Origin of the sequence: Pseudomonas sp. R11F, assembly GCF_050312575.1 — a bacterium.
Taxonomy (GTDB): Bacteria; Pseudomonadota; Gammaproteobacteria; order Pseudomonadales; family Pseudomonadaceae; genus Aquipseudomonas; species Aquipseudomonas palleroniana.
Genome location: NZ_JBNPJU010000070.1, coordinates 49,520 through 70,707, shown reverse-complemented (window position 1 = coordinate 70,707; position 21,188 = coordinate 49,520). Strand labels below are relative to the sequence as shown.

The 21,188-nt window shown below is 62.7% G+C and carries 21 protein-coding genes; 7 read left to right on the top strand and 14 right to left on the bottom strand.

Annotated features, from left to right (window positions below):
* Nucleotides 1-8 precede the first annotated feature (8 nt).
* Complete coding sequence (locus tag ACQRBV_RS23230; protein ID WP_104993508.1) at nt 9-1,190, top strand: GGDEF domain-containing protein; 1,182 nt, start codon at nt 9-11, stop codon at nt 1,188-1,190.
* Between the two features lie 3 nt (nt 1,191-1,193).
* On the opposite strand, the gene ACQRBV_RS23225 is transcribed toward ACQRBV_RS23230, so the two are convergent.
* From ACQRBV_RS23225 to ACQRBV_RS23200, 6 genes are all read right to left on the bottom strand, one after another.
* A complete protein-coding gene (locus tag ACQRBV_RS23225; protein WP_411983920.1) occupies nt 1,194-3,380 on the bottom strand; it encodes an ATP-binding protein in 2,187 nt (728 codons plus the stop codon).
* 167 nt (nt 3,381-3,547) lie between these two features.
* Nucleotides 3,548-4,402, bottom strand: coding sequence for a CAP domain-containing protein (locus ACQRBV_RS23220; RefSeq protein ID WP_060757033.1), 855 nt, complete (start codon nt 4,400-4,402; stop codon nt 3,548-3,550).
* 81 nt (nt 4,403-4,483) lie between these two features.
* Nucleotides 4,484-5,809: an MFS transporter gene (locus tag ACQRBV_RS23215; RefSeq protein ID WP_411983921.1), complete on the bottom strand. Its 1,326-nt coding sequence runs from the start codon at nt 5,807-5,809 to the stop codon at nt 4,484-4,486.
* A 58-nt stretch (nt 5,810-5,867) separates the two neighbouring features.
* Nucleotides 5,868-7,061 (bottom strand): L-2-hydroxyglutarate oxidase, encoded by a 1,194-nt coding sequence (lhgO, locus tag ACQRBV_RS23210; RefSeq protein ID WP_411983922.1) that lies wholly within the window; start codon nt 7,059-7,061, stop codon nt 5,868-5,870.
* Nucleotides 7,062-7,164: 103 nt separating this feature from the next.
* Entirely contained in the window at nt 7,165-7,875 is a 711-nt protein-coding gene (locus ACQRBV_RS23205; protein WP_060757030.1) for a FadR/GntR family transcriptional regulator, read from the bottom strand.
* Between the two features lie 54 nt (nt 7,876-7,929).
* Nucleotides 7,930-9,111 (bottom strand): MFS transporter, encoded by a 1,182-nt coding sequence (locus ACQRBV_RS23200; RefSeq protein ID WP_411983923.1) that lies wholly within the window; start codon nt 9,109-9,111, stop codon nt 7,930-7,932.
* Nucleotides 9,112-9,224: 113 nt separating this feature from the next.
* On the opposite strand from ACQRBV_RS23200, the gene ACQRBV_RS23195 reads away from it, so the two are divergent.
* Nucleotides 9,225-10,130, top strand: a complete 906-nt coding sequence (locus tag ACQRBV_RS23195) for a LysR family transcriptional regulator (RefSeq protein ID WP_411983924.1) — start codon at nt 9,225-9,227, stop codon at nt 10,128-10,130.
* A gap of 21 nt (nt 10,131-10,151) precedes the next feature.
* On the top strand, nt 10,152-10,820 hold the full coding sequence (locus tag ACQRBV_RS23190; RefSeq protein ID WP_411983925.1) for a GNAT family N-acetyltransferase: 669 nt from the start codon (nt 10,152-10,154) through the stop codon (nt 10,818-10,820).
* A gap of 28 nt (nt 10,821-10,848) precedes the next feature.
* Here the strand turns inward: ACQRBV_RS23190 and ACQRBV_RS23185 are convergent, their stop codons facing one another.
* Nucleotides 10,849-11,445: a TetR/AcrR family transcriptional regulator gene (locus ACQRBV_RS23185; protein WP_104993515.1), complete on the bottom strand. Its 597-nt coding sequence runs from the start codon at nt 11,443-11,445 to the stop codon at nt 10,849-10,851.
* An 83-nt stretch (nt 11,446-11,528) separates the two neighbouring features.
* Between ACQRBV_RS23185 and ACQRBV_RS23180 the strand changes: the two genes are divergently transcribed.
* Complete coding sequence (locus ACQRBV_RS23180; RefSeq protein ID WP_090371346.1) at nt 11,529-12,128, top strand: NAD(P)H-dependent oxidoreductase; 600 nt, start codon at nt 11,529-11,531, stop codon at nt 12,126-12,128.
* A gap of 1 nt (nt 12,129) precedes the next feature.
* On the opposite strand, the gene ACQRBV_RS23175 is transcribed toward ACQRBV_RS23180, so the two are convergent.
* Together ACQRBV_RS23175 and aroA are read right to left on the bottom strand one after the other, a co-directional pair.
* Nucleotides 12,130-12,519: a hypothetical protein gene (locus ACQRBV_RS23175; protein ID WP_060757024.1), complete on the bottom strand. Its 390-nt coding sequence runs from the start codon at nt 12,517-12,519 to the stop codon at nt 12,130-12,132.
* 33 nt (nt 12,520-12,552) lie between these two features.
* Nucleotides 12,553-13,809 (bottom strand): 3-phosphoshikimate 1-carboxyvinyltransferase, encoded by a 1,257-nt coding sequence (gene aroA / locus ACQRBV_RS23170; protein WP_411983926.1) that lies wholly within the window; start codon nt 13,807-13,809, stop codon nt 12,553-12,555.
* A gap of 358 nt (nt 13,810-14,167) precedes the next feature.
* On the opposite strand from aroA, the gene ACQRBV_RS23165 reads away from it, so the two are divergent.
* Entirely contained in the window at nt 14,168-14,797 is a 630-nt protein-coding gene (locus tag ACQRBV_RS23165; RefSeq protein ID WP_060757022.1) for a lytic polysaccharide monooxygenase auxiliary activity family 9 protein, read from the top strand.
* A 6-nt stretch (nt 14,798-14,803) separates the two neighbouring features.
* Here ACQRBV_RS23165 and ACQRBV_RS23160 read toward each other — a convergent pair whose 3' ends face one another.
* Both ACQRBV_RS23160 and ACQRBV_RS23155 read right to left on the bottom strand, forming a co-directional pair.
* A complete protein-coding gene (locus ACQRBV_RS23160) occupies nt 14,804-15,358 on the bottom strand; it encodes a UPF0149 family protein (RefSeq protein WP_411983927.1) in 555 nt (184 codons plus the stop codon).
* Between the two features lie 61 nt (nt 15,359-15,419).
* Nucleotides 15,420-16,688, bottom strand: a complete 1,269-nt coding sequence (locus ACQRBV_RS23155) for a chloride channel protein (RefSeq protein ID WP_411983928.1) — start codon at nt 16,686-16,688, stop codon at nt 15,420-15,422.
* Nucleotides 16,689-16,880: 192 nt separating this feature from the next.
* On the opposite strand from ACQRBV_RS23155, the gene ACQRBV_RS23150 reads away from it, so the two are divergent.
* Nucleotides 16,881-17,693, top strand: a complete 813-nt coding sequence (locus tag ACQRBV_RS23150; RefSeq protein WP_060757019.1) for a crotonase/enoyl-CoA hydratase family protein — start codon at nt 16,881-16,883, stop codon at nt 17,691-17,693.
* 5 nt (nt 17,694-17,698) lie between these two features.
* On the top strand, nt 17,699-18,532 hold the full coding sequence (nudC, locus tag ACQRBV_RS23145; protein WP_411983929.1) for an NAD(+) diphosphatase: 834 nt from the start codon (nt 17,699-17,701) through the stop codon (nt 18,530-18,532).
* On the opposite strand, the gene ACQRBV_RS23140 is transcribed toward nudC, so the two are convergent.
* The 3 genes from ACQRBV_RS23140 to ACQRBV_RS23130 all read right to left on the bottom strand — a co-directional run bounded on the left by ACQRBV_RS23140 (nt 18,500) and on the right by ACQRBV_RS23130 (nt 21,177).
* Entirely contained in the window at nt 18,500-19,279 is a 780-nt protein-coding gene (locus tag ACQRBV_RS23140) for a TSUP family transporter (protein WP_060757017.1), read from the bottom strand. The genes nudC and ACQRBV_RS23140 overlap by 33 nt on opposite strands.
* Before the next feature lie 114 nt (nt 19,280-19,393).
* Nucleotides 19,394-20,113 (bottom strand): phosphatidylcholine synthase, encoded by a 720-nt coding sequence (pcsA, locus tag ACQRBV_RS23135; protein ID WP_060757016.1) that lies wholly within the window; start codon nt 20,111-20,113, stop codon nt 19,394-19,396.
* 149 nt (nt 20,114-20,262) lie between these two features.
* Nucleotides 20,263-21,177, bottom strand: coding sequence for a class I SAM-dependent methyltransferase (locus ACQRBV_RS23130; protein ID WP_411984401.1), 915 nt, complete (start codon nt 21,175-21,177; stop codon nt 20,263-20,265).
* Nucleotides 21,178-21,188: the final 11 nt, after the last annotated feature.

The window sequence follows — 21,188 nt, the reverse complement described above, 5'->3', positions numbered from 1 at the left end:
ATGCCACAATGCTGGCTCTATCATGGCAATCGAAGCAGGCTGACTTCATGAGCAACCTTGGGCATGGGCTGGACCCGGATTGCGTGATCGAAGAGCAGGTGCGAACGGACCGTTTGCACCAGCTGTTTCGCCAATCGTTCGCCGCGATCTTCGGCAGTTTCCTCGGCGCCGCCATGCTCTGCTGGCTGTGTTGGGACCGCTTCAACCACCAGGTCATGCTGATCTGGCTGGTGGCGTTGTCGGTGTCGTCACTGTTGCGCCTGAAAATGTTCATGGACTGGTTTCGTTGCCCTGATATCGACCGTACGCCCGCACGCTGGGAACGACGTTATGCGGTCACGTTGATGTTGTCGGCCGGGATCTGGGGCATGGGCGCGTTGGCGGTCATGCCCCCCGACGACCGTGTGTCCCAGGTGCTGGTGATGTTGTTTACGGTGGGCATGTCGGTCAGTGCGGTTTCGTGTTATTCGGCCTATCGCTACATGACCCTGGGCGCCATGGCCCTGGTGTTATTGCCATGTACGCTGTGGTTGCTGTTTCAGCCGACCCTGATGCAAGTGGGGGTGGCGATCGCAGTGCTGGTGTTTTCAACCTTCGTGGTCAGCGCTACGCGTAAATTTTCCGATGCCCTGGAAAAGGCCTTTCGCCTGACCCGGCAAATGGAACGCGCCCATAACGCCTCCACACGGGCCGCCCAGACTGATGAACTGACCGGGCTGATGAATCGCCGTGCGTTCTTCGAACACGCGCAGCAGCGGTATGCGCAATGTCGCGATAACCAGCAGCCGGTGTGCGCATTGATGATGGACATGGACCATTTCAAGAGCGTCAACGACACCTACGGCCACCAGGCTGGTGATCACGTGCTGCGGCAGATTGGTGGGGTGATCAGTGCATCGTTGCGCCATTCGGATGTGTATGGTCGCCTCGGCGGCGAAGAGTTTGCGGTGTTGCTGCCCAATACGTCGCTGGAAACCGCGCGCGATATCGCTGAGCAATTGGTCAAGACGATTTCCGGCCTGACGGTCGAGCCGGTGCAGGGCCTGACGGCCAGTCTCGGCGTGGCCCTTGTACGCAGCCCTGATCAGGACCTGCACAGCTTGATGAACAGCGCAGACAAGGCGCTGTATCGCGCCAAGGCCATGGGGCGTAACCAGGTGGCTGTGGCGGAGTGGGGCGTGGCGGAGTAGGGCTCAGTCCCGGCGCATCGATTTGGCCAGCGTCCATGCCACCTGATCGGCGGAATAGGGCTTGGCCAGGAATTCGAAGCCCTCATAGCCACTGTCGGCCAGCTCTTCGCTGTAGCCTGAGGTGAGTACCACCGGCAGGTCTGGCCGTCGCTGGCGCAGCAGCTTGGCCATGGCCACGCCGGTCATGCCGGGCATCACCACATCCGAAAAGATGCCGTCGAAGGCCATCGCGTCCTCACCCGCCAGCGCCAGTGCCTGTTCGGCATCGGTAGCCCAGGTGGTCCGGTAGCCCAGGTCCTGGAGGATCTGGTTGGCGAAACGGCCGACTTCGAGGTTGTCTTCGACGATCAGGATATGCCCCATGGCCATGTCCCGCAGTGGGCTGTGTGCCAGCTCCGGCGCCGAGTTCTGGGCGACCGGCGCTTCCACCTCGGGCAGGTAGAGGGTAAACACCGTGCCTTGGCCCAGGGTGCTGGCCACGTCGATGTTACCGCCGGACTGCTTGGCAAACCCGAACACCTGGGACAGGCCCAGCCCGGTGCCTTTGCCGACGGCCTTGGTGGTAAAGAACGGTTCGAAAATACGCTCGAACGTCTCACGCGGGATGCCCGTGCCCGTGTCGGTGAGGGACACCGTCACGAACGGCTGTTGGACTGGGGCATCGCCACGGATGCGCGGCAGCGCTGAGACGCACGCGACGCGCAGGGTCAGGGTGCCTTGGCCACCCATGGCATCGCGTGCGTTGAGGGCAATGTTGATCAGCGCAGTCTCGAACTGGCTGGCGTCGACACACACATGGCAGGGACGCCCAGGCACTTCGACCTGCACATGAATGCGTGAACCGGTGACGCTTTCGAGCATCTCGCCGATATTTTGCACGCGCCGGCTCAGGTCGAAGGCTTCCGGGTTCAGCGGCTGGCGGCGGGCGAACGCAAGCAACTGGCTGGTGAGCTTGCTGGCCCGCTCGACGGTGTCGGAGACGGCGCCGAGGTAGCGCCGGCGGCGTTCCTCGGACAGCCCTGGCTGGCGCAGAAAATCCACGGACGAGCGAATGATCGTCAGTAAATTGTTGAAGTCGTGAGCCACGCCACCGGTCAATTGGCCGATGGCTTCCAGCTTTTGCGATTGGTGCAGCGCGGCTTCAGCCTGGGTGAGTGCGAGGGTGCGCTCTTGCACCCGTTGTTCCAGGGTGGCGTTCAGTTCGGTGATGGCCGCCAACCCCTCGCGCACGGCCGCGTCAGCGCGTACGCGCTCGATATGGGCCCAGGAGCGCTCGGTGACTTCACCCACCAGCGCCAGGTCATACGGCGACCAGACGCGCGGGGTTTTGTGATGCAACGCCATCAGGGCCGTCAGGCGACCCTCCTTGATCAGCGGGAAGCACACCGTCGCCGTGGCGCCCAGGGCCTGGTAGCGGGCCGACTCCTCGGGCGTGAACTCTATCCGGTTGTCGCGAATCACCAGGGGTTCGCCCGAGTGCAGTTTGCGTACTGCGCGTGCCCCAAACGAGGCCAGGCGATAGCGCCCGACAATGCTGGGCGAACCGGGCGCGGCCCAGTTGCCGCGAATGGTGAAGCCGTCTTCATCGGCATCCATATCGGCATAGGCGCAATTGGAGACCTGCAAGTGCTCGGCCAGCAGGCGCGTGGTGAGGCTCATGATCGCCTGCGCGTCGGTGGCGCCGGCCACGGCATTGCCGATGGCATCCAGCGCGGCGAGGCGGCGGGCGAGGAAGACGGTGGTGGTGGTTTCGGTGACGGTGTCGAGCAGGCCCACGACCTTGCCTTGGGAGTCGCGGATCGGGCTGTAGCAAAAGGTGAAATACGCCTGCTCGGGGCCGGCGCCACGCTCGATCACCAGGGGATAGTTTTCGATGTAGGTGGCATGGCCTTGATAGGCCGCGTCGGCGATCGGGCTGATTTCGTGCCAGGCCTCTTGCCATATCTCACTGAACGGGCGTCCGAGGGCAAACGGCTTGTCGCCCAGAATCGGCACAAAGGCGTCATTGTACAGCGTCGTCAGGGACGGCCCCCAGACGATGGCCTGCGGGAAGCTTGAAGCAAAGCACAGCGCGACCGTGGTCTTGAGCACGTCCGGCCATTGCTCCAGTGGCCCCAGTGGGGTACTGGCCCAATCATGGCGGCGCACCTGCTCGGCCATGTCGCTGCTGCTTTGCAGCCAATTCATCATTGCACTAACACCTTGTTTGCCACGTACTGTCGATGCCTGAAAGGCAGCCTGACAAGCAACAGACCGGAATCAACGCGGCCAGTTCAGCGCGATTATCCAGGAGATGGCAATTTGATGTCGTCTTTATTTGAGTCGACACCCGCCCAGCATGCCGGGCGGGTGTGCCGCTACTGTTGTGCGCCGAAATCCGCCGTCCAGTAGATCCCCGCATCACTCTTCGGGTCCATGGCGTAGGCCGCACCCAGCTCGCGGAATTGCGGGTTCATCAGGTTCGCGCAATGCCCTGGGCTGGCGAGCCAACCGTCTACCACCTTGCGTGGCGTATCGAGGCCGGCGGCGATGTTTTCGCCGATGTTCTTCGCGCTGTACCCGGCCAGCTCGGCCCGATCGCCCGGAGTGCGGCCGTCGTGGTCCAGGTGGTCGAAGAAGTTGCCGTTGGCCATGTTGCGGGTATGGCTGTTGGCGGCCCCCGCGAGGTCGTCATTCCACGTCAGTGGCGTGGTCGCGTTGAAGGCCTGGGTGCCGCACTGGCGCGCCTGGGCGCGAGCGGCATTGATCAGGTTGAGCAGTTGCTTGCCTTCGGTCGACCAGTCACCCAGGCCGCTGGTCAGCAGCGGACGGGCCAGCACGATGCGCCAGTCCTGGCCGCTGTTGCTCACGCCGATGTCGACGAATTGCGGGTCCAGCACTACGCGGCAGAAGCTCTCGCGCACGGCTTTCATCGCCGCTTGCGCATCCTTGGGCCCGGACAGGCTGATGGCTTGCACGTTGACCATCGGATACGCCGCCCGCGCCAGCGATTGCTGCAAATCGCCGACATTGGTCGCCGGCAGTACCAGCCGTGTGTCGCTGGTCAGCGGCGGCAGTTCCTGGGAACCCTGGTCACCACAGCGTTGCACCTGGCTGCGGTACTGGTTGATCTGTTGTACCAACTGACTTTCTTCATTCGCCATCGCGCTGGCGCAGAACACCGTAGTGGCGGCCAGCGTCGTCAGGCCCATCATCAATGACAGAACGCGCATGGACGTTACCCTTGAGCTTGAAAGTGCCCATGATGCGCGATCCGGGTGCATCCATGCACCCATTGATCTGAACTTTTTGCCTCAGTTCTTGAATGTCGAGTGTTTGCGACCCTGGTCGCACAAGGCGAACACCACTACCAGCAACGCCGAAACAGCGAGGATGATCACCACGCCATCGGTGGAGTGGGTGGCCGACGCCGCCACCATTGACAGCGCACCCAAGGGTGCCAGGCCGCCGGCGATGGCGGTGCCGATTTCACGTCCGGTGCCGAAGCCCGAGGAGCGCGTCTGGGTCGGGAACTGGCGGCTCAGGAACGAGCCCTGTGGGGCAAACATCATCGGTGCGAGAATGCCGGTGCCAACGCCGATGGCGAGGTAGATCATCAGGCTTTCGCCACTGTTGAGCAGGGCCAGGAACGGGTAGGCGAACAGCAGCGAAAACACCCCGCCGAGCATCAGTACGGTCTTGCTGCTCCACTGGTCGCACAGCCAGCCGAAGCAGGGCACCGCGACGATGGCGATCAGGCTGGCGATCGTCACCGACAATGAGGTGACATGCACATCGACACCTTTGAACTGGGTCAGGTAGGCCAGGGAGAAGGTCTTGAAGATGTAGCTCAGGGCGTTATAGCCAACGGCCACAAAGAACACCACCGCCAGCCCCTTCAGGTCGTTCTTGAACAAGGCCTTGAGCGGCGAAGCCTTGACCTTGACGGCCTCTTGGCTCAGTTCCTTGAACTGCGGGGTTTCCGGAATGCTGTTACGCACCCACAGGCCGATCCCCACCAGCACGATGCTGCACACGAACGGAATGCGCCAGCCTCCGGCCAGCAGGAACTCATTGCCGTTCATGGTGAGCAAGTACACGGTGAGTGACGACAGCAACAGGCCCAGGTTCAGGCCCAGCGCCGGCCACGCCCCCTGGCTGCCGCGTTTGCCTTGGGAGGCATGTTCATAGGACGTCACTGCGGCACCCGACAGCTCGGCACCGGCGCCCAGGCCTTGAATGATGCGGATAAACACCAGCACGATCGGCGCCCAGATACCGATGGAGGCGTAACTGGGGATCAGGCCGATCAGTGTGGTACACACGCCCATCAGGCAGAAGGTCAGCACCAGCACTTGCTTGCGGCCGAACTTGTCGCCTAGGTAACCAAACAGGATGCCGCCGAACGGGCGGGCGATAAAACCGATGGCAAAGGTGGAGAACGCCATCAGCGAAGCGGTCTTCGGGTCGCTGTTATCGAAGAAAATCTTCGAGAACACAATAGCCGCCATGGTGGCGTACAGATAGAAGTCATACCACTCCAGCATGGAGCCGAAGATGGTCGCGGCGGCGACTTTGCGCAGGCGTTTGCGGGTTTGCTCGGGCGTTTCGTGGGTGGCGATAGAGACGGGGGCCGTCATGCTGTACTTCCTTCTGAGTCTTTATAGTTATTGTCAAATGGACGCGTATTGCCGGGTGCTACTGGGGAGTGAACAGGCGGTCGGCGATCATTGCGCCGATGGGCATGGCTGACGTGGCGGCCGGCGAGGGCGCGTTGCAGACGTGCAGCATTCGTGGGGTTTGGGCGAACAGGAAGTCGTGCACCAGGCTACCGTCGCGCATCACCGCCTGGGCGCGAATACCGGCTTCGCAGGGCAACAGGTCGTCGAGGGTCAGCGATGGGCAGTATTTGCGGCACTGCTCCAGATAGCCGGACTTGAACAGTGAGTTCTTCATCTCGGTGGTGCCCGAGCCGAGGTTTTGCCAGAGGGTTTTCCAGAAACCGGGGAAACTGGCGTACTGCGCCACGTCGCGCCAGTTCACCGAGAACTTGCGGTAGTTCTCGCGGCCCAGGCCCAGCACCGCGTTCGGGCCGACGGTCACGCTGCCGTCGATCATGCGGGTCAGGTGCACGCCGAGAAACGGCAACTCCGGGTCAGGAATCGGGTAGATCAGATGGTTGACGAGGGTGTTTTTCGACGCGGGCAGGCGGAAGTACTCGCCACGGAACGGGATGATCTGGTGATTGATCGCTACCCCGGCCAGGGTGGCCAGACGGTCCGACTGCAAGCCGGCGCAGACCACCAGGTGCCGAGCCTGCCAGGTTTCGCCGAGGGTGCTGACGCTGACTTTGTCGGTGTCCTCGTGGATCGCGGTGACGGTGCGTTCCAGGCAGATCTCGCCGCCGCCGCGACGGATCACTTGGGCCATGGTTTCGCACACCTGGCGGTAGTCGACGATGCCCGTGGCGTCGAGAAACAGCGCGCCCAGGCCGACGATGTTCGGTTCACGCTGACGCAACTGGTCGGCGTCCAGGCGTTCGACATGCATGCCGTTGAGCTGGGCGCGGGCGTACAGCGCTTCCATCCGCTGCATTTCCAGGGGGCTTGAGGCCACCAGCATCTTGCCGCACACCTCGAACTTGATGCCGTGCTCGGTGCAGAACTGTTTGGTAGCTGTGGCGCCGCGCTTGCACAGGTCTGCCTTGAGGCTGCCCGGTGCGTAGTAGATGCCGGCGTGGATGACACCACTGTTGTGACCGGTCTGGTGCCTGGCCAGCACCGGTTCTTTTTCCAGGATCACCACCGAAGCGCCCGGTTGGCGCTTGAGCAGCTCCATCGCGGTGGCCAGGCCGACGATGCCGCCACCGATAATGCAAAAGTCGTGAATCATTGCGTGAAATACCTACCGTTATACATTTTGGTCTGCTTATCAGGTTGTCAGACTAATGTTTTTGTTAAAAAAAGGGCGTGTCCAGGACACGCTATTCATAGGATCAGGCGGTAGTCGGCAGTTCCAGGCTCAGGCGCCGGGCTGCGGCTCGCAAATGCGCCTCGGCACTGGCGGCGGCGCGTTGCGCATCACCGTCGACAATCGCCTGGTAGAGCCGTTGGTGTTCCTGCGTCGCATCAGCGGAGCCGGTGGCAAAACGCGACGCCGAGTTTTCCCAGGCGGTTTTGCGGGCGCTGGCCAACTGGCTACGCAGGAAATCGTGAAAGGCCACGAAGTAGTCATTTTTACTGGCGTCGGCAATGGCGCGATGGAACTCCACATCGGCGATGGCGGCGGCTTCGAAGTTATCGCGGTTGTCCTGCATGGCCTGCAAGGCGCCTTTCATGCGCTGCAGGTCAGCCTCATCGCGGCGCCGGGCAGCGATTGAAGCGGCTTGGGTTTCGATCCACAGACGCACCTCGAACATTTGCGCCAGGTCTGGACGGCGGCCATCTTGCTGCGGAAAACGGAACACTGTACCGGCCGGCGTCTGTGAAATGAACGAACCCAGGCCCCTTCGTGCGGTGATGACGCCATCGGCCTTGAGCTGTGCGATGGCTTCGCGCACCACGGAACGGCTGACGTTGAGCTGCTCGGCCAGTTGCTGCTCTGTGGGCATGCGGGACTCCGGCGGCAGTCGGCCGGAATCGATTTCTGCGCGAATGGCGCTGACAACCCGTACGACCAGCGAGTCGGGGCGTTGGAGCTCAAGCATGGGACAGCCTTGTTGATCAGGTTGTCAGACAATAGTCGTTACGATTTTATCTTGTCAATATTTGTGTCGTATTACGACCGCCAACAGGATCAGCCCCAGCGCGACGCTGAAGGTCGCATGCAGGCCGTTGGCGACCGATTGTGCGGGGGCATTCGTAACATCCGGCGTGGCCCAGGCAAACACTGCGCCGAGGGCCGAAGTGCCGATAATCAGGCCCAGGTTGCGCGACAGGTTCAGCAGGCCCGAGACCGTGCCTCGGTGGGTCGCGTGCACGTCGCTCATCACCGCGGTGTTGTTGGCCGCCTGGAACAGGCTGTAGCCGCAGGTCAAAACCACCAGTGCCGTCAGGTACGCCGGCAGGCCGCTGGCGCATGACAACAGCAGGGCGCCACAGAACAACAAGCCCAGGCCGGCAAGGGTCATGCGGCGGCTGCCGAAGTGGTCGGTGAGACGGCCCGCCGGTACGCCGGCGCAGGCCGCCACGCAGGGGCCAACGGCCATGGCCAGGCCCATCCAGGTCGCATCGAGCCCCAGGCCACGGGACAGATAAAACGGGCCGACGACAAAGGTCGCCATGATCACGGCGGCAATCAGCGCGCTCATCGCCAGGCCGGCGCGCAACGGCCCATCGGCCAGTGCGACACGCCAGCCCAGGCCGGTGGCATCCGATCTGCGCAGCCGATCAGCCGGCAGGTAGCGATAGGCGAGGGTGGTCGCCAGCATGCCCAATGGCAGGCCGACCAGAAACAGCGCCCGCCAACCCCACAGGCTGAGCAGTACTCCGCCGATGCTCGGACCCAGGGCGGTACCCAGCGCCGACATTGTGCCGAGCAACCCCATGACACGGCCCGTGTGCGCTTTGGTGACGGTGTCGCCGACCAGCGCCAAGGTCATTGCCATCATGCTCGCCGCCCCCAGCCCCTGCAGTCCCCGTGCGACCACCAGCCATGGCAGCGACGGCGCGGCCGCACACAACCCGCAGGCCAGCGCAAACAGCAGCAGCCCGATCAGCAATAAGCGCCGGCGCCCCACGCGATCACCCAGGCTGCCGGCCGCAACAATCACCGCCGTGATTGCCAGCAGATACACCAGTACCACCCACTGCACGGCATGAAATGACGTCTCGAACACCTGCGCCAACGAGGGTAAGCCGACATTGGCAATGCTGGTGCCGAGCGAGGCCAGCAACATGGACAAACACAGGCTCCAAAGAGCGCCTCGGGAGGAGGTCTGCATGGATGATTCCTTGAATGAAAGCGGATGTCACCAATCTACGACCTCGTTTAACATGGCGGAAGGCGCATGGTTTGCAGTTAATACGTGCGTATAACGCCTTGTCAGGAGTGCCGATGCCCGATCTCAATCTGCTGATTACCCTGGACGTCTTGTTGAGCGAAGGCAGCGTCGCCGGTGCCGCCAAGCGCCTGGGCTTGAGCCCGTCGGCCATGAGCCGGGCACTGGCGCGTCTGCGCGAAACCACCGGCGACCCGTTGCTGGTCCGCGCCGGTCGCCGACTGGTGCCCACGCCACGTGCCCAGGCATTGCGCGAACAGGTCGGCAGCCTGGTGCAGCAGGCCCAAGGCGTGCTGCGCCCCGCACAATCCGTGGATATGCGACGCGTGACGCGCAGCTTTACCCTGCGCACCAGCGAGGAGTTCGTCGAAAGCTTCGGCCCTGCGCTGCTCGCGCGCATCGGCCGGGACGCGCCGGGCGTGCGGCTGCGCTTCATCAATAAAACCGACAAACACACGGACTGGCTCCGCGACGGCAGTGTCGACCTGGAAACCGGCGTGGTCGACGCCGGCGCCGGCCCCGAGGTGCTGACCCAGGCGCTGTTTCGCGACCGGTTGATCGGGGTGGTGCGCAGCGGCCATGCGCTGAGCCAGGGTGAAATCAGCGCTGCGCGTTTTGCCGAAGGCGGCCACGTGTATGTCTCGCGGCGCGGCCAGGACCGTGGCCAGATTGACGATGCCCTTGAAGCGCAGGGCTTGAGCCGGCAGATCTGCACGGTTGTGGCGGGGTTCTCCACCGCTGTCGCCCTGGCCCGCGCCAGCGATCTGATCGCCAGCGTGCCCGAACGCTACACGGCCAATCAGCCCGAGGGGCTGTTCCGGTTTACCTTGCCGGTTGCGCTACCGCCTTTCACCGTGGCGATGCTCTGGCACCCACGTCAGGACGCCGACCTGGCCCATCGCTGGCTGCGCGGCTGTTTGCGTGAGGTGTGCCTGCAACAGGTACAATCGCCGTTGCCTTGACGCGAAACCCCAGGAATTTGCATGTTCAGCCTTACCCGTTACACCACGCCGTGCCCCGAAGCCATCAATGGCCAGATCCTGCAGATGGTGGTGGACAACCTCACCGACATCAGCAGTGTCGCGTTGCCGCCGAGCAACTTGCTCTACAACATCTACCAATACGCCATCGGTTTTGAGGTGCACCTGTACCTGGAGGCCTTGGATGGGGCAAAGGGCATCGCCGTCGAACTGGTCGTGGCGATGGAGGAGGAACAGGTGGTGGGCTTTTGCCTCTATCTGCCGGTGAAGGATGATCCGCACGCCTGCGGTATTGCCTTCATGGCCGTGCAAGCCGGGTATCGGCGCCAGGGGATCGCGCGGGCGATGCTGCAGGACGTACTCGCACGCTACCCCCATGCCGAGCTGGCGTGCGCCGTGGAAAAGGTCGCGACCTTCGAGGCCATGGGGTTTCAAGTGCGCGGCGCGCGTGGCACGCAGGTGCTGATGAACACTCGCGACTATGGCACCGACGGCCTGATGGGCGTGATGGATGTCGCGGCCATCTACCGCTCGTTGGAAGTGCGGCAGATTCACACCTACCTGCTGCAAAAACACGGCAAGCGCGCCATGGTCGATGCCGAGAAGCAGCGCGATCGCCATCTGGATCAATTGGCGCGCAAGGTGCAGTTGTTTCTACAGGCTCGCGGTTGAAACTCGCGCCCTTGCGGCAGATGTACGTTTAACTGCGATTGACCATCGCGAGGATCGTCGCCAGCAGTTCCTGTTGCGCCTCTTCACGGCTGAGTTCGCCGCTGGCGGCGGCCTGGGACAGGGCTTCCGCTGCCCCCAGCATGGCCCGCAGCCCGGCTTGGGAAACCTGCCTGCCAGGGGCAAATGGTGACAGCGCCTCACGGCATTTATCGAGGAAGATCGCCTCGTATCGTCGCTTGAGCGCCTCCAGTTCCGGCGAGCTGCTGAGTGCGGCGATCACCCCGGGAATCTCCCGACCTTGCAGTAACACGCAATCGACGTAACACGCGGCGATCACCCCGGCCCGATCTTCCAGGGTGGCCGCGCTGGCTTCGATGGCCTCGGCAAAAAGCTGATTCTGCCGCCCGTCAAAATCTTCATACAGCGCAGCCAACAACCCCGCCCGCGTGACGAAATGGTCATACACCACCGGCTTGGTGACACCTGCCAGTTCCGCCAGGCGACCCAGCGTGAGCGCGTCGGTGCCTTCTTCGCGCACCAGTTGCCAGGCCACTTCGAGCAATTGGCGAAAGCGATCTTCGCGAGACAAGCGTCGACGTGGGGCAGGGGATTCATGACTTGACATGCTTATATACCAAACGTAACTTACTAGAGGTAACTTACTAAAAGTAATTTAGGTGCAGCCTAAACCGAAAGGGAGTCATTGTCATGCACGCTTTGATCGTTGTTGCTCACCACGACCCGGCATCGCTCACCCACAGCCTGGCGGCGCAGGTCGCTGCTGGCCTCACTGCGTCCGGGCACAGCTATGAAATCGCTGACCTTGCGGGCGAAGGCTTCGATCCGCGCTATACCCTGGCCGATCACCAGGTGCATCGCGCCCGTGCCACCCCACCGGCTGACGTGCTTGCCGAACAGGCGCGTATCGACCGCGCGGATGCCTTGGTGCTGGTGTTTCCGATTTATTGGTGGTCGTTGCCGGCTTTGCTCAAGGGCTGGGTGGACCGCGTGTTCGTCAACGGTTGGGCGATCGATTACGGCCCGGATTTGCCGGTGGTGAAAAAGCTGCGCCATGTGCAGGTGCACTTGCTCGCAGTCGGTGCGGCGGATGAGGGGGCGTTTGAGCGGCACGGTTACGCCCAGGCCATGCGCACGCAAATCGACTACGGCATCTTTGATTACTGCGGGGCGCAGGTGGTGACATCGCAGCTGTTGCTGGAATCGGAAAGTGGCACTGCGCAGGCGCATTTGCAGACGGCGAAGGCCATCGGGCAGAGGGTGTTTGAGGACGAGCCGGTCGCCAGCTGATTCAGCCTTCGCGAAACAGGTCGTGGGCATCCAGCAAGCGGTAGGCAATTTCCGGGCGTTTCTCCATGCCGCGACGAATCGCTGCCGGGATCGCCTGCCGGGTCTTGCGACACATACCCGGCAGTTCATCGATGACGATCTGGATCCCGCGCATGCTCTTGACCTCGGTATGCCCCGGCGCGATATGCAGGCGGATGCCCAATAACTCGTACATCCGCTGTTGCATGTGTTCCAGGTCTTGCAGGCTCTTGAGGTCTTCGAGGCGTTCGATCAGGCGTTTCTCTTCCTGGCGCGTCAGATGCAGGATACGTAAGTCGGCACCGGGCACGTCCAGCAATTGTTCGCGATCGCAAACGCAGGCGCCGGGTGGGCAGGGTTGGCGAATTGTCATGTGCACGACCTCCCCATTCCGACGCCGCCGGCTTCAGTAGCTCAGCGTAACCCCAAGGCTACCCAGGGCCTTCCAGTATTCAGGATAGGTCTTGGCCACGCAGTCGGGGTCTTGGATGCGGATACCTGAGACTTTCAGCCCGGCTAGGGCAAAGCACATGGCGATGCGGTGGTCGGCGTGGGTGTCGATCAGCGCCGCGCATGCGGTGCCGGCGAGTGCCGGGTCGCTTGCCACCAACAGGTCGTCGCCTTCGATGGTCGCCAGGCCCGGGCGGATTTCGTTGAGGCCGTCGTGCAGGGCCTGTACGCGGTCGCATTCTTTCACGCGCAGGTTGGCCAGTTCCGTGAAGCGGACCGGCGTGTTGTTGAAGGCTGCGAGCACCGCCAGGGTCGGGATCGCGTCCTGCATCTGCGAGCCGACGACCTCGGCCTGCATGTTCGGGAATTGCGCGATCACGGCCTGGGCCTTGGCGTCCGGCTGGGTGAAGTCCTGCGCCGCCACGCCGATATCGATGCGACCACCGGTCAACACTTCAGCGGCCCACAGATAGGTGGCGGCGGAGGCGTCGGGTTCGATCAGGTAGTCATGCGCGGCATAGCCGGTCGGAGCCACGCGCCAGGTGCTGTCGTCGACCACCTCGACCTGCGCGCCGAAGGCCCGCATGCAGTCCAGGGTCAGGTCCACGTAGCCACGGGCGCCGATGTCCTTGCCGGTCAACGCCACATCAATCGGTGCTTCGCCGCAGGCCGCGAGCATCAGCAGGGCCGACACGTACTGGCTGGATAAACCGCCATCGATCTCGAAACGCTTGGCTTGCACCTTGCCCACGCCGTGCACCGTCACCGGCGGGCAGCCGGTGGGGCTGTCGACGCGGATACCGTTCTGGCCAAGGGTCGCCAGCAGCGGGCCGATCGGGCGTTTTTGCATATAGTCGTCGCCGGTCAGTACCACGGTGCCTTGCACGGTGGCCACGGCGGCGGTGAGAAAACGCATGGCGGTACCGGCATTGCCGAGGAACAACGGTTGTGCAGGCAGTTGCAGTTTGCCCGTGCTGGTGACGACAAAGGTGGTGTCGTCCGGCTCATCAATGGTCACGCCCATCTGGCGCAGCGCCACCGACATATGGCGGGTGTCATCGCTCTTCAGCGCACCACTCAGGCGGCTGGTGCCGTTGGCCAGGGCCGCCAGCAACAGGGCGCGGTTGGTAATGGACTTGGAGCCGGGGGGCGCGACCTTGCCGTTCAGGGGGAAGTTGGGCGGTGTCACGGTCACGGTTTTCTGCGAACTCAAGGTACAAGGCTCCTGGTCAAGGCAAGGTGGCTGGCGCGGCCAACGGGCGGACCCGAATAATCGGGTATAGGCGCGGTGCTTGTCGAGCGGGGATCACCGCCGAGCGGTATTTTCCGCAGTGCGGTCGGTGCTCGGGTGGTTCAGGCCGCTACCGGTCCCAGGACAAGAGCTGTAGGTGGATGCCCCCTTGCAAGGTAGGCACATACCCAAATCCGGCGCAGGACAAATGCGTCTGCTCAATGGGACGTGCGTGCCATGTAACTTTTCCTACGCTGTGGCTCGGTGGACAAGCGCGGGTGGTGGGGTAAGTTCAGGTCGCTCTCCATCCCGGGGAGTTTTCAATCAAGGAGTGACTGAAATGAACAAACCCCAGACTCAACTCAAGCATGGTCGCGTCGTGACCCCGGCCAGCCGTGGCTCGGTTGCGGTGGAACGCGGGCTGCTGGGCAACTGGCAAGTCAACGAAATGGAAGGCGGCAAGAATTTCCCGGCACTCAACGCCGGGCCGTTTCCCGCGCCTTATCAAACCGATGACCAGAGTGTCACGCCACCTGCCGATGGGCATATCCTGAGCGGCGGCAAGACTGACGATCGCGACTGCCTCAACTTCACCGATGAAGAGATGAGCAAGAAGCTCAATACGCCGTTTACCTGGCCGTTGTTGAACGTCGAGGCCGGCCAGGTGTTCAAGGTGCAGTGGGAATACACCGCGCCCCACGTCACCCGGGGCTACCGCTGGCTTATCACCAAGGATGGCTGGGACCCGAAACAGCGCATCAGCCGCGCTCAGTTGGAAGCCAAGCCGTTTTTCGAGGATTTCTACACCCAAGTGCCGTACTACCAACATGCCGACGCGCTCAAAGCCAAGGTCGAGCATCAGGTGACGCTGCCCAAGGGCAAGAAGGGCCGGCACGTGGTGGTGCTGATGTGGATCGTGGCCAACACCGGCAATGCGTTCTACCAGGCGTTTGATCTGGACTTCAAATAAGCCGGCTTAACGCTTGGCCAACCAGTAATCATGTAGCGCCCGCGCAGCCGGTTCGATTTCGCTGACCCGCTGTTGATGGGCGCCTACATCCAGGTCTGCCGGCAACTCGAAGTTATCCTGCTCGGCGCACCAGGAGATCTTTTCCAGCGGCGCGGCTTCGGCAGCCGGCAACTCTGGCCAGTTGCCGATGGCCGCACCACGGATGTAACCAAAGCACCACTCTTCGGCGAGCGTGACGGCTTGGCCCTGATGGTCGGTGTCATCAAAACGTGCCTTGAACGCCTGGGCGTCGGTCGCCAACTGCGCCGCCAGTGTATTCATATGCCGTACGCACAGTTCCAGGAAGCGCTGGGCCTCGTCCACGCTTTCCCAGTCGGGATTTTGCCCACCCCAGATCGCCGGAAACCACTCGCCGACTTCCACCTGCGCGGGGCTGGAGACCAACGCCGTGAAATAGCCGTCGAGTTCGGCCAGGTTCAGCACCGAATGATCGTCGCCGTACTTGAGCAGGGTGTCTTCGAGAAATTCGAAATCGGCGGGGGCGAGGGGTTGGGCGTGCATGGGCATATCCTTTAAGCGTCGAGCGCTGCGGGTGGGCAGCTTAGAGCGCGAAGGATGGCGCTTAGGCCGGCTTTTTTCCAGTGTTTTCCCAGCGTTGGCACAGCTTGCTCACGCACACCGAGCCGATGACGGCCAGGATGATCGGCACCAGAAAGTCATGCTCGATACGGGTGAATTCCGCCACCAGCACAATGGCGGTCAACGGCATGCTCATGCTGGCCGCCAGGAAGGCCGCCGCGCCGATGATTGCAAAGGCACCCAGCGGTACGCCGGGGAGCATCAGGCTCCAGGCACCGCCCAGGATGATCGCCAGTAATGCGCCATTGGCCAGGCCGGGTGTCAGCAGGCCGCCCTCGGCACCGGTGCGCAAGCTGGCAGCGGTGACCAGCACCTTGGCGACCAGCAACACGGCGGCCAGGCCAATGCCCAGTTCATTATCAAAGCCCAGTTGCGCCGGGCCTTTGCCGTTGCCGAGGATCTGCGGCAGCAGCATGGCCAACCCGCCAATCAGGCTGAAGTTGAGCAGCGCCAGCACCGGCAGGCGCCACCCGCGTGCCGCATGGGCCCTGGCGGCGCCGGTCAGGCGGGTAAAGCCGTAGGCGGCCACGCCGAACACCGGCCCGCACACCACGGCCCAGGCGATCAGCGCCGGGCTCAGCACAAAGTGCGGCACGACGTATTGCGCTTCCGCCCCCAGCCCGAGCCATGCCACCGCTGCGCCGATAGCCGACGTGGCCAACGCCATCAGTGCGGCCGGCCAGCTGAATGCGCCCACCAGCACTTCCAGTACAAACACCGCGCCGCCCAACGGTACGTTATACACCGCCGCCAGCCCGGCGCCCGCACCACAGGCGACGAGCAGCCGGTGCATCTCCGGCGTTAGTCGTGCGCGTTGGGACAGCCAGGTGGCGGCCAGCGCGCCAACCTCACGGGGCGCCACTTCACGGCCCAGGGGCGAGCCGAGCGCCACCGTGATGATCTGCAAGACGGCGTGGGCGAGGGTGGTCTTGGCCGGCATGATCGGCAGGCTTGCCGACACGGCCTGCTTGACGCTCACCAGCGGGCGGCCATAGCGATAGAGCGTCCACCAGCCCAGCCCGGCCACCAGCCCGCACACCATCAGCACGTGCAGGCGGCGTTCGGGTGTCGCGGCGGTCACGCCCCACAAAAAGGTTTGATGGCTGACCAGGCTGTCGAGGCTGTAGCCGTACGCCAGGTGTTGAATGCCGTGCAGCAACAGCGCCAGGCACATCCCGCCCAAACCCGCGCCGATACCGGTCAACACGACCACCAGGGCCAGCGTCAGCGACGAACGAAACGTGGGCGGCATAAGGTTGCTCCAGGCTAGGGCCCTGATGGTATAACCGATCAGTCGCGTCTGCTGGAGGAAATGTATCGGTACTGCATGCAGGGCGCGCCTGCAACATTGCATTACTTTGCCAGTCCCGTTTTTGGCCGATGCGCCGTCGCGCACCCTTGTTATAGTTCGAGCCTTATCACTCGCCAGTCAGGGATCACTGCCATGTCCGAATACCAAGCTTTCGTCGTCGAACTCACCGGCAACGTTGCCCATGTGCAGATCAACCGCCCGGAAAAGATCAACGCGATGAACGCGGCGTTCTGGACCGAAATCATCGACATCTTCCAATGGATCGAAGACACCGATGCCGTACGTGCGGTGGTGCTCAGCGGCGCAGGCAAGCATTTCTCGTCGGGCATCGACTTGATGATGCTCGCCTCGGTGGCCAACGAGTTCGGCAAGGATGTCGGGCGCAACGCACGCCTGCTGCGGCGCAAGATCCTCGAACTGCAAGCCTCGTTCAATGCCGTCGACAATTGCCGTAAACCGGTATTGGCGGCGATCCAGGGTTATTGCATCGGCGGTGCCATCGACCTGATCAGCGCCTGTGACATGCGCTATGCCGCCGAAGGGGCGCAGTTCTCGATCAAGGAAATCGACATCGGCATGGCCGCCGACGTCGGCACCTTGCAGCGCCTGCCGCGCATTATCGGTGACGGCATGCTGCGCGAGTTGGCCTACACCGGCCGCCAGTTCGGTGCCGAAGAAGCGCGTGACATCGGCCTGGTCAATCGTGTGTATGCCGACCCGGAAAGCCTGCTGGCCGGGGTGATGGAAATCGCCCATGAGATCGCCGCCAAGTCGCCGATTGCCGTGACCGGCACCAAGGCCATGATCAGCTACATGCGTGATCACACCATCAATGACGGTCTGGAATACGTTGCCACCTGGAACGCGGCTATGTTGCAATCCAACGACCTGCGCGTGGCCATTGCGGCCCACATGAGTAAGCAGAAACCCGAATTCGTGGATTGACTGACATGACCCCAGGCTGGATAACCACAACCCTGCTCGACAACGACACGCCAGGCGGCTGGGCCGTCGCCCGCAGCCGTGACGGCTTTTTGCATGACAGCAATGGCCCGCTGTTTCCCAGGGAGTGGCTCAAGCGCCAGGACCTGTCGGTGTTTGCCGAGCATGGCATCGGCCACCTCGACGGTGAACCGGTGTACTTGCTGGAGCTCAACTCGGCCGACCAGGTGCCGGGTTGCAGTTGGCAGGGGTTGCGCGGCTTTATGCTGCAAGGTGATCACACGCTGTACAAAGTGTTGGGCTACGCCGCGCAGATCGGCACCTGGGCGCGGGAGCACCGTTTTTGCGGCAGCTGCGGCCAGGCGATGGTTCAGGTTCCACGCGAGCGTGCGATGTATTGCCAGGCCTGCGACCTGCGCAGCTACCCACGGATCTCGCCGAGCATGATCGTGCTGGTGACCCGTGGCGACGAGATTCTACTGGCGCGTTCGCCGCGCTTTGTCACGGGCGTCTACAGCACCCTGGCCGGGTTTGCCGAGCCGGGCGAGTCGGCCGAAGACTGCCTGATCCGCGAGGTGCGCGAAGAGGTGCAGGTGGAGGTCAAGAACATCCAGTACATGGGCAGCCAATGCTGGCCGTTCCCGCATTCGATGATGCTGGGGTTCCATGCCGAATACGCCGGGGGCGATATCGTGCCCCAGGCCGACGAAATCGAAGATGCGCAGTGGTTCAACATCCACGAGCTACCGCCGTTGCCGGCCTCACGCTCGATTGCGCGTTACCTGATTGACCTCTACCTGGCGCGTCGTCTAGGCCACGCTGAACCAGTGCTGCCAGGCTAGGCGTACCGTCAGGCCGAGCACCACAGTGATAAACACCGGCCGAATGAATTTGGCGCCGCCGCTGATCGCGCTGCGCGCGCCAAAGAACGCGCCGCACATCACCGAAAGGCCCATGGCCAGGCCGACGATCCAGTCCACCGAGCCATTGATGATAAACACCGTCAGCGCCGCCGCGTTGCTCACGAAGTTCATGCTGCGCGCCACGCCGCTGGCCTTCACCAGGTCGATCGGGTGCAGCAGCATGGTGCTCACCGTCCAGAACGCACCGGTGCCGGGGCCGGCCACGCCGTCGTAGAAGCCCAGGCCAAAACCTTGGGTGGCTTGCCATTTCTTCTTGATCGGTGCATCGGCATCCAGCGGTGCCTTGGGTGTGCCGCCGAACAGCAGGTACACGCCACAGGCGAACACGATCACCGGGAGCATTTTGTTCAGGGTTTCGGCAGGCAGGTAGTGGGCGACCACGGCACCGGTCAGCGCGCCGACCAGCGTACCGATGATGGCGTGCACCCACTGGCGCGGGTTGAACAGCTTGCGTCGATAGAAGGTGAAGCTTGCCGTGGCGGAGCCGAACGTCGAGCTGAGTTTGTTGGTGCCCAACACCAGGTGCGGCGGCATGCCGGCGGTAAGCAGGGCCGGCGTGGTGAGCAACCCGCCGCCGCCGGCGATGGCGTCGATGAAACCGGCAATGAAGGCTACGACGGCGAGAATGGCTAGGGTGGTGAGGTCAACGCTGAGTTCGAAGGGCATGGGCAGGGCTTATTATTGGCAGGGCGCTAAGCGAGAGGCGGTCATCTTACCCGTGTGATGCACCCAGATCCAAATGTGGGAGGGAGCAAGCCCCTCCCACTTTTTCCAGCGTGATCAGCTGTGGCGTTTGTCGAGCCATTCCAGCGCGGTGCGCCACACGCAGATCCCGAGGAAATAAGCCGACATCAGCGACCACAACCCGAACGTCCACGGGTTGGTATTCGGGTAATCCACCACCATCAGAAAGCTGCACAACAGCCAGATCGTGGTCACCGCGATATTCAGCGGCATGAAACGCTTCACTCGAAACGGATGCAGAAACTTCATCGGCGTCACGGTCAGCAGCGCCAGGCCAATCACCGTCAACAAGGTGACCCAGGCTTCGGGCTGGATGATATACACGCACAACGCCACCACGTTCCACGCGGCCGGGAAGCCGACGAAGTAGTTGTCCTTGCTCTTCATGTTCACATTGCAGAAGCAGAACAGCGACGACACCAGGATCACCGACACCGTAAACAGATGGGTAAAGTCCGGCAGGTCGATATAGCGGTAGATAAACAAGGCCGGAATGAACACATAGGTCAGGTAATCAATCACCAGGTCCAGCACCGAGCCATCAAAGCTGGGCAACACCGTGCTCACATTGACCCGTCGCGCCAGCGAGCCGTCGACGCCATCGACCACCAGCGCCAGGCCCAGCCACAACAGGCAAGCCTTGGGCGAGTTTTCCAGCAGTGCCAGGGTCGCCAGGAAGGCCAGCACCACACCGGTGGCGGTAAAGCCGTGGGCGCCCCAGGCTTTGAGTCTGGCTACATGCAGGGTCGATATCACGGGCGGATCTCCAAAAGGTGAAACAGGGCAGCCGACAACGTAACGCCGTCGAGTCTGGCCAGGGAATGCAGTTATCGACCGGGAAGGGGGGGATAAGGTTCACCACCCCGGCGTATCCCTTAGCGTAGCAAGCGTAAGACGTTTCGGCATCAGCCCTGACGGAACACCAGGGCCTTTAAACCGCTTTGAGGGTCGACGTCGGGGAATTCCGGCGGGTTTGCCAGGCGTTCCACAAAGCGCAGGCCCGGCGCTTCGCGAGTTACGCCATCAATCAGGAAGTCTTCGCCGAAGGCCGGGTCGTTCATGCAGGCCAGCACCGTGCCCTGTGCTGTAAGCAGATCCGGCAGGCGGCGCAACACGCGCTGATAGTCCTTGGTCAATAAAAAGCTGCCTTTCTGGAACGACGGTGGGTCGATGATCACCAGGTCGTAGGGGCCGCCGTTGATGACCTTGGCCCAGGATTTGAACAGGTCGTGGCCCAGAAACGTGACTTTGCTCAGGTCATGTCCATTCAGGCGATGGTTGTCGCGGCCACGGCTTAGGGCGCCACGGGCCATGTCCAGGTTCACCACATGTTCGGCGCCGCCTTCGATCGCCGCCACCGAGAACCCGCAGGTATAGGCAAAAAGGTTGAGTACCCGCTGGCCCGTGGCCTGTTCGCGTACCCAGTTGCGGCCGTAGCGCATATCGAGGAACAGCCCGCTGTTCTGTTTTTTACCCAGGTCGATCAGGTAGCGCAGGCCACCTTCGGTAATCGTCAGCTCATCTACCGCGTCGCCCACCAGCCATTCGGTGGTGCTTTGCGGCAGATAACGGTGTTGCAGGGCGACGGTGTAAGCACCCAAGTGTGTCTGCAGCAACTGTTTCAAGGCTTCCAGCTGGGCAGGCTCCGGCTCCTTGAACAACGCGACCAGCACCACGCCTTGCAACCAGTCCACGGTCAGTTGCTCCAGGCCCGGCCAGCAGCGGCCGCGGCCGTGAAACAGGCGGCGGGTCTCCGCCGGTGGGCTGGCCAGGGCGGTGAGCAGGTGAGCGTGCAGGGTGGCGAGTGCGTCTGGGGTCATCGTCGAGCGTC